17 protein-coding genes and 1 riboswitch are annotated in these 14468 nt (G+C 68.9%); of the genes, 10 read left to right on the plus strand and 7 right to left on the minus strand.

Going from position 1 to position 14468, the window contains the following annotated elements; all coding sequences use genetic code 11:
• Positions 1 to 9: 9 nt before the first annotated feature.
• Together ABT130_RS16850 and ABT130_RS16855 are read left to right on the plus strand one after the other, a co-directional pair.
• A complete protein-coding gene (locus ABT130_RS16850) occupies positions 10 to 810 on the plus strand; it encodes an IclR family transcriptional regulator (protein WP_350956346.1) in 801 nt (266 codons plus the stop codon).
• Complete coding sequence (locus ABT130_RS16855) at positions 807 to 1640, plus strand: fumarylacetoacetate hydrolase family protein (protein ID WP_350956348.1); 834 nt, start codon at positions 807 to 809, stop codon at positions 1638 to 1640. The genes ABT130_RS16850 and ABT130_RS16855 overlap by 4 nt, the downstream gene beginning before the upstream one ends.
• 776 nt (positions 1641 to 2416) lie before the next feature.
• Here the strand turns inward: ABT130_RS16855 and ABT130_RS16860 are convergent.
• Together ABT130_RS16860 and ABT130_RS16865 are read right to left on the minus strand one after the other, a co-directional pair.
• Complete coding sequence (locus tag ABT130_RS16860) at positions 2417 to 2968, minus strand: transposase (RefSeq protein ID WP_350956350.1); 552 nt, start codon at positions 2966 to 2968, stop codon at positions 2417 to 2419.
• A 5-nt stretch (positions 2969 to 2973) separates the two neighbouring features.
• Positions 2974 to 3552: a helix-turn-helix domain-containing protein gene (locus ABT130_RS16865; protein ID WP_350956352.1), complete on the minus strand. Its 579-nt coding sequence runs from the start codon at positions 3550 to 3552 to the stop codon at positions 2974 to 2976.
• A 256-nt stretch (positions 3553 to 3808) separates the two neighbouring features.
• Between ABT130_RS16865 and ABT130_RS16870 the strand changes: the two genes are divergently transcribed.
• Positions 3809 to 4678: a hypothetical protein gene (locus ABT130_RS16870; RefSeq protein WP_350956354.1), complete on the plus strand. Its 870-nt coding sequence runs from the start codon at positions 3809 to 3811 to the stop codon at positions 4676 to 4678.
• A 217-nt stretch (positions 4679 to 4895) separates the two neighbouring features.
• A riboswitch (TPP riboswitch) is annotated at positions 4896 to 5008 on the plus strand.
• Positions 4999 to 6345, plus strand: coding sequence for a purine-cytosine permease family protein (locus ABT130_RS16875; protein WP_350956356.1), 1347 nt, complete (start codon positions 4999 to 5001; stop codon positions 6343 to 6345). Its footprint overlaps the riboswitch before it by 10 nt.
• Before the next feature lie 15 nt (positions 6346 to 6360).
• Here the strand turns inward: ABT130_RS16875 and ABT130_RS16880 are convergent, their stop codons facing one another.
• Positions 6361 to 6921, minus strand: coding sequence for a methylated-DNA--[protein]-cysteine S-methyltransferase (locus ABT130_RS16880; protein ID WP_343970715.1), 561 nt, complete (start codon positions 6919 to 6921; stop codon positions 6361 to 6363).
• Between the two features lie 125 nt (positions 6922 to 7046).
• On the opposite strand from ABT130_RS16880, the gene ABT130_RS16885 reads away from it, so the two are divergent.
• Both ABT130_RS16885 and ABT130_RS16890 read left to right on the plus strand, forming a co-directional pair.
• A complete protein-coding gene (locus ABT130_RS16885; RefSeq protein ID WP_350913985.1) occupies positions 7047 to 8918 on the plus strand; it encodes a sensor histidine kinase in 1872 nt (623 codons plus the stop codon).
• 174 nt (positions 8919 to 9092) lie between these two features.
• The gene (locus tag ABT130_RS16890) at positions 9093 to 9524 is read left to right on the plus strand and encodes an ATP-binding protein (protein WP_245651822.1); all 432 of its coding nucleotides are present in this window, start codon (positions 9093 to 9095) and stop codon (positions 9522 to 9524) included.
• 71 nt (positions 9525 to 9595) lie between these two features.
• On the opposite strand, the gene ABT130_RS16895 is transcribed toward ABT130_RS16890, so the two are convergent.
• The 3 genes from ABT130_RS16895 to ABT130_RS16905 form a co-directional block, all read right to left on the minus strand.
• Positions 9596 to 10291, minus strand: coding sequence for a YidC/Oxa1 family membrane protein insertase (locus tag ABT130_RS16895; RefSeq protein ID WP_350956358.1), 696 nt, complete (start codon positions 10289 to 10291; stop codon positions 9596 to 9598).
• Between the two features lie 102 nt (positions 10292 to 10393).
• Complete coding sequence (locus tag ABT130_RS16900; RefSeq protein ID WP_350913989.1) at positions 10394 to 10660, minus strand: DUF6412 domain-containing protein; 267 nt, start codon at positions 10658 to 10660, stop codon at positions 10394 to 10396.
• Positions 10657 to 10824 (minus strand): hypothetical protein, encoded by a 168-nt coding sequence (locus ABT130_RS16905; protein WP_350913990.1) that lies wholly within the window; start codon positions 10822 to 10824, stop codon positions 10657 to 10659. The genes ABT130_RS16900 and ABT130_RS16905 overlap by 4 nt, the downstream gene beginning before the upstream one ends.
• A 116-nt stretch (positions 10825 to 10940) precedes the next feature.
• On the opposite strand from ABT130_RS16905, the gene ABT130_RS16910 reads away from it, so the two are divergent.
• Both ABT130_RS16910 and ABT130_RS16915 read left to right on the plus strand, forming a co-directional pair.
• Complete coding sequence (locus ABT130_RS16910) at positions 10941 to 11636, plus strand: response regulator transcription factor (protein WP_350913992.1); 696 nt, start codon at positions 10941 to 10943, stop codon at positions 11634 to 11636.
• Positions 11633 to 12760, plus strand: coding sequence for a sensor histidine kinase (locus ABT130_RS16915; RefSeq protein WP_350913994.1), 1128 nt, complete (start codon positions 11633 to 11635; stop codon positions 12758 to 12760). Before ABT130_RS16910 ends, ABT130_RS16915 begins: the two co-directional genes overlap by 4 nt.
• A 99-nt stretch (positions 12761 to 12859) precedes the next feature.
• Here the strand turns inward: ABT130_RS16915 and ABT130_RS16920 are convergent, their stop codons facing one another.
• Positions 12860 to 13375 carry a hypothetical protein gene (locus ABT130_RS16920; protein ID WP_350956360.1) on the minus strand — a complete coding sequence of 172 codons (516 nt, stop codon included), beginning with the start codon at positions 13373 to 13375 and terminating at the stop codon, positions 12860 to 12862.
• 228 nt (positions 13376 to 13603) lie between these two features.
• On the opposite strand from ABT130_RS16920, the gene ABT130_RS16925 reads away from it, so the two are divergent.
• Complete coding sequence (locus tag ABT130_RS16925; protein WP_350913998.1) at positions 13604 to 13957, plus strand: STAS domain-containing protein; 354 nt, start codon at positions 13604 to 13606, stop codon at positions 13955 to 13957.
• 48 nt (positions 13958 to 14005) lie between these two features.
• Positions 14006 to 14468 (plus strand): glycosyltransferase family 2 protein (locus tag ABT130_RS16930; protein ID WP_350956362.1); only part of this gene is annotated, 463 nt, incomplete at its 3' end.

Raw genomic sequence — 14468 nt, forward strand, 5'->3', positions numbered from 1 at the left:
GAGCAGACCGTGAGCAGCGCCGACGAGAGCACCCCCACGATCAAGTCGGCGCTGCGCGTCATGCTGCTGGTGGAGTTGCTCACCAAGCATCCGGACGGCCTGACCTTCCCGGAGATCCGTACGGCCCTGGAGCTGCCCAAGAGCAGCCTGCACGGCCTGCTCAAGGTCATGAGCGGTCGCGGCCACCTGGTCTTCGACCCGGGAAGCAAGGTCTACCGGCTGGGCGTCCGCTACTGGGAGGCGGGCCAGGCCTACCGGGCCGGCGCCGACCTCGCCACGATCTCACTGCCCTATCTCGAAGCCGCCCGCGACACGCTCAACGAGACCGTTCAGCTCTCCGTCCTGGACGACTTGGAGAACGTCTACATCGCCAAGGTCGACGCCGACCAGGTGCTGCAGCTGGTGTCGCGGGTAGGCATCAGGCTGCCCGCGCACGCCACCGGCCTGGGCAAGGTTCTGCTCGCCCACCTCGACCCCGAAGAGCTCGACCGCAGGCTCGACGGGGCCGAGCTCACGCGCTTCACGCCGACCACGGTGGCCGACCCTGGCGAGCTGCGGCAGGTGCTCGACGAGGTGCGCGCCGCCGGCTACGCGACCGACGACGGGGAGTACACCAGGGGCGTGTTCTGCGTCGCCGTTCCCGTGCGCGGACGCGACGGAGAGGTCGTGGCCGCCATGAGCTGCTCCGTGCCAAGTATCCGCGTCGACGAAGGCACCCAGGAACGCATGCTCGACACCCTGCGAGAGCAGTCCCGCTCCCTGTCCGCCGCCCTCGGCCACCGCGAGAACCATGAGGAGTTCACCCAATGAAGCTGGCCCGCATCGGACCTCCGGGTGCCGAACGTCCCGCTCTCTGCCGCGACGGCCGTTACTACGACCTGTCGTCCGTCACCGATGACCGCTTCTTCACGCCGGACCGGCTCGAGCGGATCCGTGCGGCCACCGACCTGCCCGAGATCGACATGACCGGCCAGCGGATCGCGGCACCCGTCCCGCGCCCGGGAGTGGTGTTGTGCGTCGGCCAGAACTACGCGGCCCACGCGGCCGAATCCGGCTCCGAGCCGCCGGAGCACCCGGTGATGTTCTACAAGGCGCCCGGCACCGTGATCGGCCCCAACGACCAGGTTCTCATCCCTCGCCGCTCGGCCAAGACCGACTGGGAGGTCGAGCTGGCCGTCGTCATCGGCACCACGGCCCGCTACCTGGCCTCCCCGGAGGACGCCGTAGCGCACATCGCCGGCTACTGCCTGTCCAACGACGTCTCCGAACGCGACTTCCAGCTCGCCGTATCCGGTGGCCAGTGGTCCAAGGGCAAGTCGTGCGAGACCTTCCAGCCGCTCGGCCCGTGGCTCGTCACCGCCGACGAGATCGCCGACGTGCAGGACCTCAGGCTGCGCTCCTGGGTGAACGGCGAGCCGCGACAGGACTCCTCGACCAAGGACATGATCTTCAGCGTGGCCCACCTGGTCTGGCACCTATCCCAATTCACCGTCTTGGATCCGGGAGACGTGATCAACACCGGCACCCCCGAAGGGGTCGCCCTGTCCGGGCGTTTCCCCTACCTGCGGGCCGGTGACGTGGTGGAGGTCGAAATCGACGGCCTCGGCCGCCAGCGCACCCCCATAGGCAAGGCGGACTGACTCCTGAGCGTCCCGCAGACCGTGCTGGCCCGGTGCGTTTGTGGACGGTCAGCACCGGGCGTTCTCAAGTCGCTGAAAGACGCCGGCGAACTGGTCGGGAACCGGACCACGATGATAGGCCCCTCCTGCCGTCTCGCCTACCAGGAAATGGTCGCCGAGATGGCACGATGCGGCATCGCCTGCCCGGGCCGTCCGCCGCTTGGGGCATGGGTCGGGCCGGATACCTGCGATGACCGGGTGGCTCTGACAGCGGAGCTCCTCCTCTGTCCCAACGGTCCGGAGGACTACGACCGCTACGTCGGTCGTCCTCGACCTGGACCTGCCGGAGAAAGTCGTCGTTCTGAGCTCATATCGGCGCTTGAACGACTTCCTAGACACGCGATCATCGTGGGCGAGAGCATGCCGAAGATGGACTGGTCGATCGACCAGGAGGAGCTCGACGAACCGGGCGAGGTCCGCGTCCGTACCGGGTACGCCGGGTTCGGCTCAATGTGGACATGGAGGGCTATCAGACAGAGCCCGGCCAGAAGGACAAGTGCGGCAACGAAATCCCGGAGGGCGTATACGGCCCAAAGGATTTCGAGCGGGTCATGGTGATCCTGGAACGCACTGAGGCAGCGGTTCACCGCCTCAGCCGTCCCGGACGGCCCCGCCCCATCCTCCCGTCGAGTGCGGAATCGGCCAGATCTGTCAGGGAGCCGACCTGAGCGGGCCACCCGGCACGATCACATGCTCCACATGGCCCGCTTAACACCAGTCACCTAGTGCTCCGTTCCTCAAAGCAGGTAGATAAAACGACGTCGGCGCTGACGAGGCTCGGGAGCCGGGCGGCCCCAGATCCAGGGGTGGGCGCGGGTGTTGAGCTGCGTGGTCGCCACGGCGGTGGCGTAGGCGATCTCGTCGGGGTCGGCGAAGGTCTGCCCGGCCAGGGCTTGGCGGCGGAAGATGCGCCACCAGGCTTCTTGCAGGTTGAGCCAGCAGGCACCCTTGGGGATGAACACCTGCTGAATCCGTGGATACTCAGTGAGCCATCGACGGGTGGAGACGCTGTTGTGGCTGGAGAGATTGTCGGTGATCACCGCGATCGTGCCGGTGGGGTTGCTCTTCTCCAGCAGGGCCAGGAAGCGCTGCCAGCCAATACTGTTGCGCGATGCGGCGGTCATGGTGACCGCATGGCCGTCAGCGACGCGCAGGCCGCCGTAGACCCAGGTCTTTTCCTGCCCGCGACTGTATTCCAGAGCGGCTTTGATCCTCCGGCCGTCGCTGCTCCAGCCGGGGGCGGGATCGAAGGTTCGGGGAAGGACCGGGCCGAGTTCGTCGGCCGCCACGACCGTCACTCCCGGCGGCGGGCAGGTGTAGAGGGCAACAACCTGGGTTCTTTTGGGGCGAAGTGGGGGTCATGGCTGGTGGCCCAGGAACGGGTGCGGCGCCGGCGCACCCCCTCGGCCAGCAGGATCCGTCGCACCTGCGAGCGTGCTACCACGATGCCCAGCTCGTGGGCGGCCTGGGTCAGGGTGTCCAGCGTCCAGTTGCCCGGCCCGGCCTCATCGGCCGCGGACAGCTCACCGGTTGCCCGATCGCGCACCGGCCGGCCCGGCGGCGAGGTGCGGGCCAACGCGATGATCTGCGAGCGCTCAGCTTCGCCGATCCGTCGTTTACGGCCGACACCGGGCCGATCTCCCCATCCGTCCAGACCTTCGGCGTTGAAGCGCGCCAGCCGGTAGCGCACCGTCTTCTCCGCGCAACCGAGCTCGCGGGCGATCTGCGGCACCCGCAGTCGCTCCCAGCTCAACGCGATGATCTGAGCTCTGCGGATCCAGTCGGCCGGAGCATGTCGTGCACCGGCCAGTTTGCGGATCTTGCGTTCCTCGATCGCGTCCTTCGGCGCCCGCGCGAACAGGAGCTTCGGCACTGCCTCACCGCCCATCAACGGCCCGCGGGGCCCTGATAGTACGTCTAATCTTGCCGCTCAAAAAGGAACGCAGCACTAAGTGCGTGTTTTCGAACCCGGGATCCGTGTTACGTGGTTTTACCGATGCCGATAAGCAACGAGGCTGGAAGTATCACGTCCGCCTTTGCGGCGGATTTCGCCATTGGCCCCGGGAAGTGCCAATGGCGGCCGATACCTTGCGTCAAGCTACGCGACACGACATGAAGGAGTGCTCATCGTGACACCCGAGACGGACCCGGCGACTGACCTCAGCAGGTGGGGTGCCGCGCTGGCCAGTGCCTTCGAGATACTGCTCGATGGAAAGCCGACCGTCGACCCCGCCGCCAGATACGGGGTGTATTACGCCTCGGACCCCCTCGACGAGTTCCTGTTCCCGAATCCCTGGGCCACCCCTGACGCGCTGTCAGGTCGGGAGCCGAGGTACCTTCCGGATTCGGACGGTGAGTACCCCTTCTCCCCTTGGACATGGCAGTTCAACCTGAGCGAGTCGCTGTTCCGCTTCGACGCCGAACTCCTGGCAGGAACGGGACCGTGGGGCGACGGCGGGCACAAGGGCCCCCGGCCGTTCGGCGACACCTTCGTCGCCGACCTGCGGACCGTCTCCTCGGTCGATGAAGCCGGTGAAGTGCTGGTGCACGGCGCGGAGTTGGGACCGCTCCTGGGCCGCCATGGCGTCGACCTGACCAACAAGAAATCCAAGAAACTGAACGGCTGGCTGACCGTGCTGCTGCGCGTCGCCACCGATGGCACTCTCACCGATGCGATGCGGGCCGCCACGTTCACCGAGCGTGGCCCCGAACACCTGGTGTCGATTCACGACATGGATGACGCCCGCTCCGCCGACGAGCCCTGGGAAGAAAGGCTGAGCGCGGTCACGCATCCCGCACTCCGCGACCATCTCCGCATGCTCTGCCTCACCGAGGACGACGCGCGCAGCGAGGGCGGCTTCTACTGCGGCACCGACTACTGGCCGTGGACCGATGTCCTGGAAGCGGTCGGCTGCTCCCTTGTTGCAGGCTGGGGGTTCGGCGAGTCCCAGGCCGGTACCGCCGTCGTGCGATTGCCAGACAAACCAGGAGCGCGCTGAGCACGCTGAACCGCGCCGGGTTTCGTGGAGACTCGGCGCGGTTCACCTCGTGGCGCACAACAGCCGTGAAGTACAGCTATCGCTACGTACGTAGCTGTACTTCTGCGGACGTGCACGGACTCGTCTCGTGAGACGGTCGCGCGAACCCCGCGCTGGCCGAATCCAGACAGATGGTGCATCATGATGGGCGCGAGCTGGGGTGATCTCGGCTTTGCGTATCAACCAGCGCGGGAGCTTGGGGCAACCAGGCTGAGAGGGCAGCTACAGCTGCTGCCGACCGCATGAACCTGTCCGGGTAATGCCGGCGTAGGGAGCGTGTGATGTCGCCTGCCGTCGTTGACTCCAAGTCAGCCGAGGCTCCCCTCACCCTCGACGAGGCTCCTCCCAAGGAGCTCGGCGTGCTCGACCAGGGCGCGCTCTGGGCCAACCTGGGGGTCAGCCTGCTCGGATTCTCCGGCGCGATCGCGCTGATCGATCCGCTCGGCGACCGGCCGCTGAGCTTCGTGGCCGCGGTCCTGGCCGCCGTCGTGGGCAGCGTCATCGGCACCGCGATGGTCGGCCTGGCCGCCATTCCCGGGCAGCGGACCGGCGCTCCGGCGATGGTCCTGCTCCGTGGGCTGTTCGGCGCCAGGCTCTCGTACCTGCCGACCGTGCTGAACATCATCCAGATGTTCGGCTGGGGCGCGTTCGAGCTCTGGGTCATCGCCCAGGGCGCCCAGGCCATCGCCGGATCCTTCGGGATCGAGGTGCCGTACGCGGTCTGGGTGGTCGTCGGAGGGGTGATCACCACCGCGCTGAGCATCCGGCCGCTGGGAGCGGTCCGGTTGCTCCGCCGGTACGTCACCGCCGGCGTGGTCGTCTCGATGATCTGGTTCGCGGTCGCCCTGTTCAGCCGGGGACCGTCCATCGGCGGTGGATCGTGGGAGGCCTTCGCGCCCTCGGTCGACTACGTGATCGCGCTGTCGGTCTCGTGGGTGCCGGTCGCGGCGGACTTCGCCCGGTTCTCCAGGTCCGGCAGGGCCACGTTCACCGGTGTCGTCGGCGGCTACACGATCACCCAGGTGGCCTGCCTGGTCCTGGGAATCGCGGCGCTCGCCCTGGTCGGCAACGACACCGAACGGGTCTGGGACCCCTTCGTGGCCGCGGCGCTCGGCCCGCTGTTCTTCGGCATCCTGGTGCTCAGGGAGACCGACCAGTCGTTCGTGAACGTCTACTCCACCACCATGTCGCTGCAGAACCTGATGCCCAGGCTGGACCGCAGGGTCATCTCCGTGGTCATCGGGGTACTGGTCACCCTGCTCGCGATCTTCGTCAAGGTCGACACCTACACCGCGTTCCTGAGCCTGATCGGGGCGGTCTTCGTGCCGATGTTCGCGGTGCTCGCCGTGGACTACTTCCTGCTCGGCGGCGCCAGGCGCTGGGACACCTCCGACAGCGCGCCCTCGCGCTGGCTCATGGTGGCCCCGTGGCTGCTGGGCTTCGCGGCATGGTGGATGCTCGCCGCGCTGCCGGTCGCCCCGGAGCTGGCCTGGTGGACCTCGTTCTGGACCGACGCCCGTGACCTGCTCGGCTTCGTCCCGCAGCCGTGGATGAGCGCGGCCGTCGGCGCGTTCCTCGTCGCGGGTCTCGTCACCCTGGGCACCGGTGCGCTCCGGCGCCGTCCCTGACCGGGCGGAGGCGCGCTACGCGCGGGACTCGATGCGCAGCAGGCGTTCCTTGGCGGCCGAGCCCCCGGCGTACCCGCCAAGGACCGACTCGCTCTCGACGACCCGGTGGCACGGCACGATGACGCACACCGGGTTGCTGCCCAGCGCGTTGCCGACCGCGCGCAGCGCCCGCGGCCTGCCGATCCGCTCGGCGATCTCGCGGTAGGTCGTCACCGTCCCGTACGGCACCGAGAGCATCATCTGCAGCACCGTCCTGGAGAACTGGGTGGCCAGGCGCAGGTCGACCGTTGTGGTGAAGGCACGGAGCCGGGCGGAGAAGTAGGCGTCCAGCTCCCGGCGGACCGGGTCGAGCCGCCGGGGGTCCGGCCCGATGAAGGTGCCGACCTCCCTGCTGATCCGCTCGAAGACGACGTTCTCGTCCTCGTAGCTGCAGGCCACCACACCCCGGCCGGTCACGGCGAGGGTAAGACGCCCCAGCGGTCCGTCGAGCGTGCCGAACGCGATGTCGGGATGGCTCGTGCCGACATAGTCGGGCGAGGTCACCCGTAGCAATGCATCGATGTCGCCGGATGACATGGCCCCACCCTTTCGTATCCAGGTGTGTGGTGACCGCAGAGTATCGGACGGATCGCCCGGCCAGTGGCAACACGTGCGGGACGAAAGTGCCAAGATCAGGCCGGTTGAGACGGCACTATGGGTGTGTGGTGGACTACACGGCCGACAATGACGGGGGCATCGGCCGGGCGGTCGTGGCCGACGCGCCCAACGCGATCGTCGCCATTGATCGCGAACAGACGGTCATCGCCTGGAATCCCGCGGCCGAACGCCTTTTCGGCTGGTCGGCCGAGGAGACGGTCGGCCGGCGGGTTCCGGTGGTTCCCGAGGAGCTGATGGCCGAGCACAACGCGGTCCTGGAGAAGGTCCGCACCGGTGGCCAGGTGTCGCTGCGGACCAAGCGGTTCCGCCGGGACGGCAGCCTGCTCGACCTGCGGGTCGACACCGGCGCGCTCTCCTCGCGGGACGGCACCCTCAGCGGTTATGTCAGCGTCTACCACCTGGCCCAGGACGACGAGAGCGCCAACGACCGCAACGCCCGCCGGGCACAGCTCGTCCGCCGGCTCACCGACGTGGTCGCCGACATCAACGCCGAGCTGGAGCTGCCCGCGGTGCTCGACCGGATCGCGGCCAGCCTCGCCGACCTGACCGGGGCCGACGCGGGCGGGTTCGTGCTCATCGAGGGCGACCGGCTCCGCCTCGTGGCCCGCCACAACCTTCCCGGCTCGATGCGGAACTCCACGGCGGACCTCCGCACCAGCCTGGTCGGCAAGCTGCTGCGCGAGGGCAGGACCATCCTGCTGGAGACCGGTGACCAGGACCGGCTGGACGAGCTGATCTGGTCGCAGCTGCCCGGCCTGCACACCATCGCGCTCGGTCTCGCGGCCATGGGCGGGCGACCGTACGGCGCGCTGTACGCGCTCTTCGCCAAGCGCAAGGTGGGCCACCTGGAGCTGGAACTGCTGGAGCTCCTCGCGGGTCACGCGGGCATCGCCGTGGGCAACGCGATGGCCTACCAGGAGGCCGTACGGCAGCGGGCCCACGAGCGGGCGGTGTTCGACGCCAGCGCCGACGGCATAGCGGTCCTCGACGAGCTGGGCCGGGTCGTCCAGTGGAACCCGGCCGCCAGCGAGCTGACCGGCTTCCACTCCGCCGAGGTGATCGGCGGCCCGCCCCCGTTCCAGCTCCCGGCACCGGGAGAGAAGCTCACCATCCAGTTGCCCTCGGGCATCTGGCTGGACGTGCTCTGCGCGGAGATCGTGGAGACGGGCGAGATCGTGGTCGACTTCCGCGACATCACCCGCGCGAAGGAACTGGAGGAGGCCAAGGATCTCTTCCTGGCCACCACCAGCCATGAGCTCCGCACCCCGATCACCGTGGTCCGCGGCTTCGCCGGCACCCTCGACGACCGCTGGGACAGCATGACCGACGCCGAGCGTCGTGCCGCGGTGCACATCATCGCCGAGCGGGCCCGTTCCCTCGGCCAGCTCATGGACCACCTGCTGCTGGGCTCGCGCGCGGGGGCCGGCGAGCTCACGCTCAGGATCGAGGGCTTCGACCTGGCCGAGCTGGTGCGGGGAGCCACGTTGGGCCTGCCGATCCTGTCGGATCTGCACCGGGTCGAGGTCGACGTCCCCGATGACCTGCCCCTGGTCTCCGGCGACGCGCTGGCCACCGATATCCTGCTGGCCCAGCTGCTGGAGAACGCTTTCAAATATTCGCCGGACGGTGGTCTGATCAGGGTAGAGGCATGGGTGGATGGTGACCGGGTGGTGTTGGTCGTGGACGATGAGGGCGTGGGCATCGCCCACGCCAGCAGGGAGCGCGTCTTCGACCGCTTCGTCCAGGCGGACAGCGGTGACCGCCGCAGGTTCGGCGGAGTCGGGCTTGGTCTCTACATCGTGCGCAGCCTGGCACGGGCCCAGGGAGGAGAGGTGTCGGCGCATCCACGCCCCGCGGGCGGCACCCGGATGAGGTTGGCACTCCGCATCGCCGACACGCCGGACGCTCTTACCTGATCGACACGCCAAGGCGGTAACGAGTCGGTAACGGATCCGCTGATCTATTGTCGAATGTGCACAAGCTGTAATTGCTGCTCGGTTTCCGAGGCTATCTAACGGGGCATTTCGGTCGTACTGGGGTGAGTTCCTCAGGGGGGAAAGGCATACGGGGAGGTGAGTGCGTCGAGCGTCGTGTTGTTGCCGTATGCACCGTCCAGCGTCGCTGTCGCACGCCAACGCCTCTGCTCTGACCTGCAGGAACGGGGTGTATACGAGACCGCTATAGATGACGCGGTGCTCGTGGTCAGCGAGTTGCTGAGTAATGCGCTGCGTCACGCGCATCCGTTGCCGTCGGGGCAGATCAGGGTGTCATGGCACTGGACCGAGGAGCAGGTCGAGGTTGCGGTGAGTGACGGTGGCGCGGCCACCGAGCCAAGGGCAGGGCGCCCGACGCTCTCCTCCCTGGGAGGGCGAGGCCTCGGAATCGTCGAATATCTGGCCTCGACATGGGGAGTCAGGCACGAGGGGGACATCACCACGGTCTGGGCGGTGGTCACGGCGGTCAACACGGTAGGTAACGGCCATGTTTCCACCCCCGAACCCGCCCTCAGGGAATGCGGATAGTCCTTCCGTCGGGTGCCGTCCCGCTTCGCCTGTCATGAAGCGGGACGGCACCTCCTCCGTCCGGGGTGTCGTCAGCCTCCGGCGAGCGCGGGCCGGTGCAGTACCGCCCGCTCCCCGGTGCTCCAGGCCGTCGTGACGAGCAGGTAGATTCCGGCCGCGAGCGGCAGCACCGCCGCGACCAGCACGGTCCCGTACGGCAGCAGGGGCAGCATCCGGCGCAGCGCCGCGGGCTGGACGTCCTCACTCATCGTGTTCCGCGTCTGGCGGGAGGCGGCCCACGCCACGGCGACGAGCAGCAGGAAAAGCCCGGCGAAGACCAGGGTCGGGCCGCTGAGCAGCCCGAACCCGGCCACCGTGCCCGCGAACTGCTGGCCGAGCGGCACGCCGAGGAGCCCGTGGGTCAGCAGCGCGTTGGCCTGGCCGGCGATCGTCGAGGAGACGAACGCCTGGTAGGTCACCATGAGGAACGGCAACTGCGCCACCGACGGCAGGCAGCCTGCCAGCGGTGAGGTCCTCTCCCTGGCGTAGAGGGCGGCCAGTTCCCGCTGGAGCCGTTCGGGATGGCGGCCATGGCGTTTCTGGAGTTTCCGGACCTCAGGCGCGAGGCGGATCCTGGCCCGCTCGCCCCTGGCCCGCATGACGCTGAGCGGGAGCAGCAGGAGCCGGACGAGGAGTGTGAAAACGACGATCGCGAGCGCGGTGGAGCCCAGTGGCCCCGTGAGCGCGGTGATGAGGTCGGCGGTGAACCCGATGACGGGGTCGAACATGGTTGGGGCCCTTCTGACCGGAGTGGAGACGGTACAGAGGACGCCCGCGCACCGCGGGGGTTTTCAGAGCGCGTGCGCGCGGCACACGGTGGTCGCGGGGGGTTACGCGGGCGCCGGGCCCGCGGAGGGTGCTCTGGGCCGGGATCTCCCGGCCGCGTCGGGGTCGCGTTGCCGGACGAACATCGTCCGCCTGGCCCGATCGCGCCGCGACAGCGGCGACCGCGCCCGCGCACCGGAGGTGACGGGCGCCGGTCGCAGCGCCCAGGCGAGCAGGAGCACGCCCAGCCCGACCACGGCGGTCGCCGTCAGGACGCCGCCGCCGTCGAACATCCAGACCGTCAGCGTCTGGACGGCGAGGAGCAGGTTCATCTCTTGGACTTGGACACCACGGTGACCAGGGCGACGACCGCGAAGGCCACGACCGCCAGCACGATCACGAACTTCAGCAGCCCGAAAAGGGCGGGCAGCACGAGCCCGAACACCACGTAGAGCGCGAGCAGGGCGCCCAGGACCGCCAGCACGATACGACTCATGTGTTCCACCGTACGCTGACAGGGGAAGCGGCGGGCGCCTTGATCGTAACGATCGAGTGCTTACGGACCGGTGACACGGCTTAGGGATCTCCCCTCGCGGGCCTACCGTTGAGGTCATGAGCGCGCGGATTCTGGTGGTCGACGACGATCCGATGGTGGCCGAGGTGGTGGCCCGCTACCTGGAACGTGACGGTCACCTGGTCGAGTGCGTCGGAGACGGCGCCGAGGCGCTCAGGCGCGCGCTGTCCAACCCGCCGGACCTGATGGTGCTCGACCTGATGCTCCCCAAGATGGACGGGCTCCAGGTGTGCAGGAAGCTCAGGGAGCGGTGGCCGGTCCCAGTGATCATGCTGACCGCGCTGGGTGAGGAGATGGACAGGGTCGTCGGTCTGGAGACCGGTGCCGACGACTACGTCACCAAGCCCTTCAGCCCCAGGGAACTGGCCCTGCGCGTGCAGTCGGTGCTGCGGCGGGCGCGCGGCGCCTCGCTGCCGACCGGCACCGGGGTGCTCAGGGACGGTGATCTGACCGTCGACGTCGGGGCGCACGAGGTGCGGTTCCGAGGTGACGAGATCATGCTGACCGCCCGTGAGTTCGACCTTCTGGCCCACCTGATGCGCAACCCCCGCCAGGCCTTCAGCCGCTCCGCGCTGCTCAACCAGGTCTGGGGCTGGTCCTTCGGCGACTCCTCCACGGTGACCGTCCACGTCCGCCGCCTCCGCGAGAAGATCGAGCCGGATCCGACCGTTCCCCGGCGCATCGTCACGGTGTGGGGCGTCGGCTACCGCTACGAACCGCTGGTGGAGCCGTGATCCCCGAGATTCTGCTGATCGTCGCGGTCACCGCCGGCCTCGGCCTGCTGGTCGCGCTCGCCGGGCTGGGGGCGATGTGGCTGCTGCGCGAGCGGTCGATCGGCGCGATGCTCGCGGTGGTCGTCGTGGTGACCGTGGTGGCGACGGTGGGCGGCGTGGTCGCCATCACCCTGAAAATGATCATTGAGGGTACGCCGAGGGACATCGTGCTCAGTGTGGTCGCGGTGGGTGGTCTGGTCGGGCTGGGCGTCGCGACGGTGCTCGCCCGCCGGGTCGTGGCGGCCAGTCGCAGGCTCGTCGACGCCGTGCACGCGGTGCCCGCCTCGGGGGAGTTCACCCCACCCGGAGGTCTCCCCGCCGAGCTCGGCACGATCGCCGGGAGCCTGGATCAGGCCTACCGGCGCCTGCGCCTGGGCCACGAGCGCGAGCGCGCCCTGGAGAGCGCGCGCCGTGAGCTCGTCGCCTGGGTCAGCCATGACCTGCGTACCCCGCTGGCGGGCATGCGGGCCATGGCGGAGGCCCTGGAGGACGGGGTGGTCGCCGACCCCGAGACCGTAGGCCGTTATCACCGGCAGATCCGCCTGGAGGTGGACCGGCTGTCGGGAATGGTCGACGACCTCTTCGAGCTGTCCAGGATCCACGCGGGGGCGCTGCGCCTGTCACGCAACCGGATCGGCCTCGGCGACCTGATCGCCGACGCGCTGGCCGGGGTGGAGCAACTGGCCAGGGCCAAGGGGGTGCGGCTGGCCGGCGAGGTCGACCCGGTGATCCCCGTTCAGGCCGACGCGGCCGAGCTCTCCCGGGCGCTGCGCAACCTGGTGGTCAACGCGATCAGGCACACTCCCGGCGACGGCACCGTCCTGGTCCGCGCCTCGATCGAGGGCCAGATCGCCTGCCTGTCCGTCGCCGACTGCTGCGGCGGCATCCCGGCGGACGACCTGCCCCGTGTCTTCGATGTCGCCTTCCGTGGCGAGGCGGCCCGCACGCCCAGTGCCGACGGCGCCGGAGCGGGCCTCGGCCTGGCGATCGCGCGCGGCATCGTCGAGGCCCACGAGGGAGCGATCGGCGTCGTCAACTCCGGCCCGGGCTGCCGCTTCGAGATCCGCCTGCCGATCTCCGTCTGAACGGCACCGCCCGGCCGCCGTCGCGGGGCGCTGTCGCGGGGCGCTGTCACCGGCCCTGATCCGATCGGCCCGGGTCCGGCGAGCCGCCGGTTCGGGCCGTCAGCCGGGGCCGTTGCCGTTGCCGTTGGAGGTCGGCGCCGTGGCGTCGTTCTCGGGTCTCACCGAGACCATGAGGGGCACCTGCGCGCACTCGTCGTCCTCGGCGGTGCCGGTTTCGACGTGCCGGCAGGAGGTGAGCCTCCTGGTGGTGCCCAGGGACTCCACCATCGCCCGGAACGTCGGGCACGGCCAGCGCCACATGCAGCTGCGGCAGCGCAGGATCGGATGTGCCGTGTCGCTGGTGATGCCGCCCGCGTCACGAGGCTGGTGCAGGTCGAGCAGCCTGACGCCGAGCGTGGCGAAGTCGAGGAGCTCTTCGCGTGCCCCTTCGAGGAAGTCGAGGTCCTCGGTCGACAGGCTGGTTCTGATCGGGACGTGTCCCTCGTGATTCACCAGGCTCCGCAGTGAACTCGCCGCATCGCGCCACGAGGTGGCCTTGTCGGTACGAGTGATCATGGCCTCCAGGTGTTCCCGGAGCCGCTGCCGCTGGAGATCCTCGGGTAGGTCGGTGTTCATGGGTGCGTTCGAGCCCGTTTCCTGTAACTCAACGGCTGTCGCTGCCGTAGCGCAGCGATGATCGGGAGTGTCGGGTCTTCTCCCTTTTCCGGCCAAGCCGGTGTTGCGCAGTGTCAAGCTTCGCGCACTCCGGGTTTCCATGAGGCCGAAACGGGGGACAAAGGGCGGACGACTCGGGTTGTTCAAGAGAGCGTGACCGGTGGCTCTCGCGCCGCTAGTGTGCCCGCTGTGGAGCTAAAAGTCTCAACTCGATCTCATGCCGGGCACACCGTCGTGACCATCGTTGGCGAAATCGACCTATACACCGCACCTCGCCTGCAGGCCGAGTTCACCCGGCTGCTCGGGCAGAGCCAGACCATGCTCGTGGTCCTCGACATGTCCGCCGTGGAGTTCTGTGACTCCACCGGCATGAACGTGCTGCTCTCCGCGCTCAAGCGGCTGCGCGAGCGCGGAGGCACACTGGAGGTGGCGGCGCCTCGGCCCGCCGTACGCAAGATCCTTCAGGTCACGGGCCTAGACTCGGTCTTCGTCGTGCACGAGACCCTGCCGGAGAAGCTGATGACCTCCGAATCCCAGGGATGACCCGCTCCCCACGGCCGAAGCCCGGGGTTTCCACGCTGGAGGTGTTCGATGACCGGTACGGCGGCGATCATTCCCGCCAAGAACGAGGATGATCGGATCGGGGCGACCGTGGCCGCGGCCCTGGCGCTCCCCGGCGTCGATCTCGTCATGGTCGTCGACGACGGCTCGACCGACCAGACGGGGCGGGTGGCCAAGGCGGCCGGGGCCCACGTCGTGCGGCACAGCCACAACCGGGGCAAGGCCGCCGCGATGGAGAGCGGTGCCGAGGCCGTCCGCCTGCTCGACGCCGAGGAGCCCCGGCACCTGCTGTTCCTCGACGCCGACCTGGGAGAGACCGCCAGTACCGCCGCGCCGCTGATCGAGCCGGTCGCGGCGGGCGAGGTCGACATGACGATCGCCGTCTTCGCCACCCGGGTGAAGCTCGGCGGCCACGGGTTCGTCGTGAAGCTCGCCCGTGAGGGCGTCGAGCGTGCCACCGGCTGGACGCCCGTCCAGCCGCTCAACGGCCAGC

Source organism: Streptosporangium sp. NPDC001681, from assembly GCF_040298085.1.
Lineage (GTDB): Bacteria > Actinomycetota > Actinomycetes > Streptosporangiales > Streptosporangiaceae > Streptosporangium.

Bases quoted from the DNA above. Each gene is read 5' to 3' on its own strand.
- ABT130_RS16855 (WP_350956348.1), top strand. From the start codon at position 807: ATGAAGCTGGCCCGCATCGGACCTCCGGGTGCCGAACGTCCCGCTCTC.
- ABT130_RS16895 (WP_350956358.1), bottom strand. From the start codon at position 10,291: ATGTTCGACCCCGTCATCGGGTTCACCGCCGACCTCATCACCGCGCTC.
- ABT130_RS16905 (WP_350913990.1), bottom strand. From the start codon at position 10,824: ATGAGTCGTATCGTGCTGGCGGTCCTGGGCGCCCTGCTCGCGCTCTAC.
- ABT130_RS16880 (WP_343970715.1), bottom strand. From the start codon at position 6,921: ATGTCATCCGGCGACATCGATGCATTGCTACGGGTGACCTCGCCCGAC.
- ABT130_RS16900 (WP_350913989.1), bottom strand. From the start codon at position 10,660: ATGAACCTGCTCCTCGCCGTCCAGACGCTGACGGTCTGGATGTTCGAC.
- ABT130_RS16875 (WP_350956356.1), top strand. From the start codon at position 4,999: ATGTCGCCTGCCGTCGTTGACTCCAAGTCAGCCGAGGCTCCCCTCACC.
- ABT130_RS16910 (WP_350913992.1), top strand. From the start codon at position 10,941: ATGAGCGCGCGGATTCTGGTGGTCGACGACGATCCGATGGTGGCCGAG.
- ABT130_RS16920 (WP_350956360.1), bottom strand. From the start codon at position 13,375: ATGAACACCGACCTACCCGAGGATCTCCAGCGGCAGCGGCTCCGGGAA.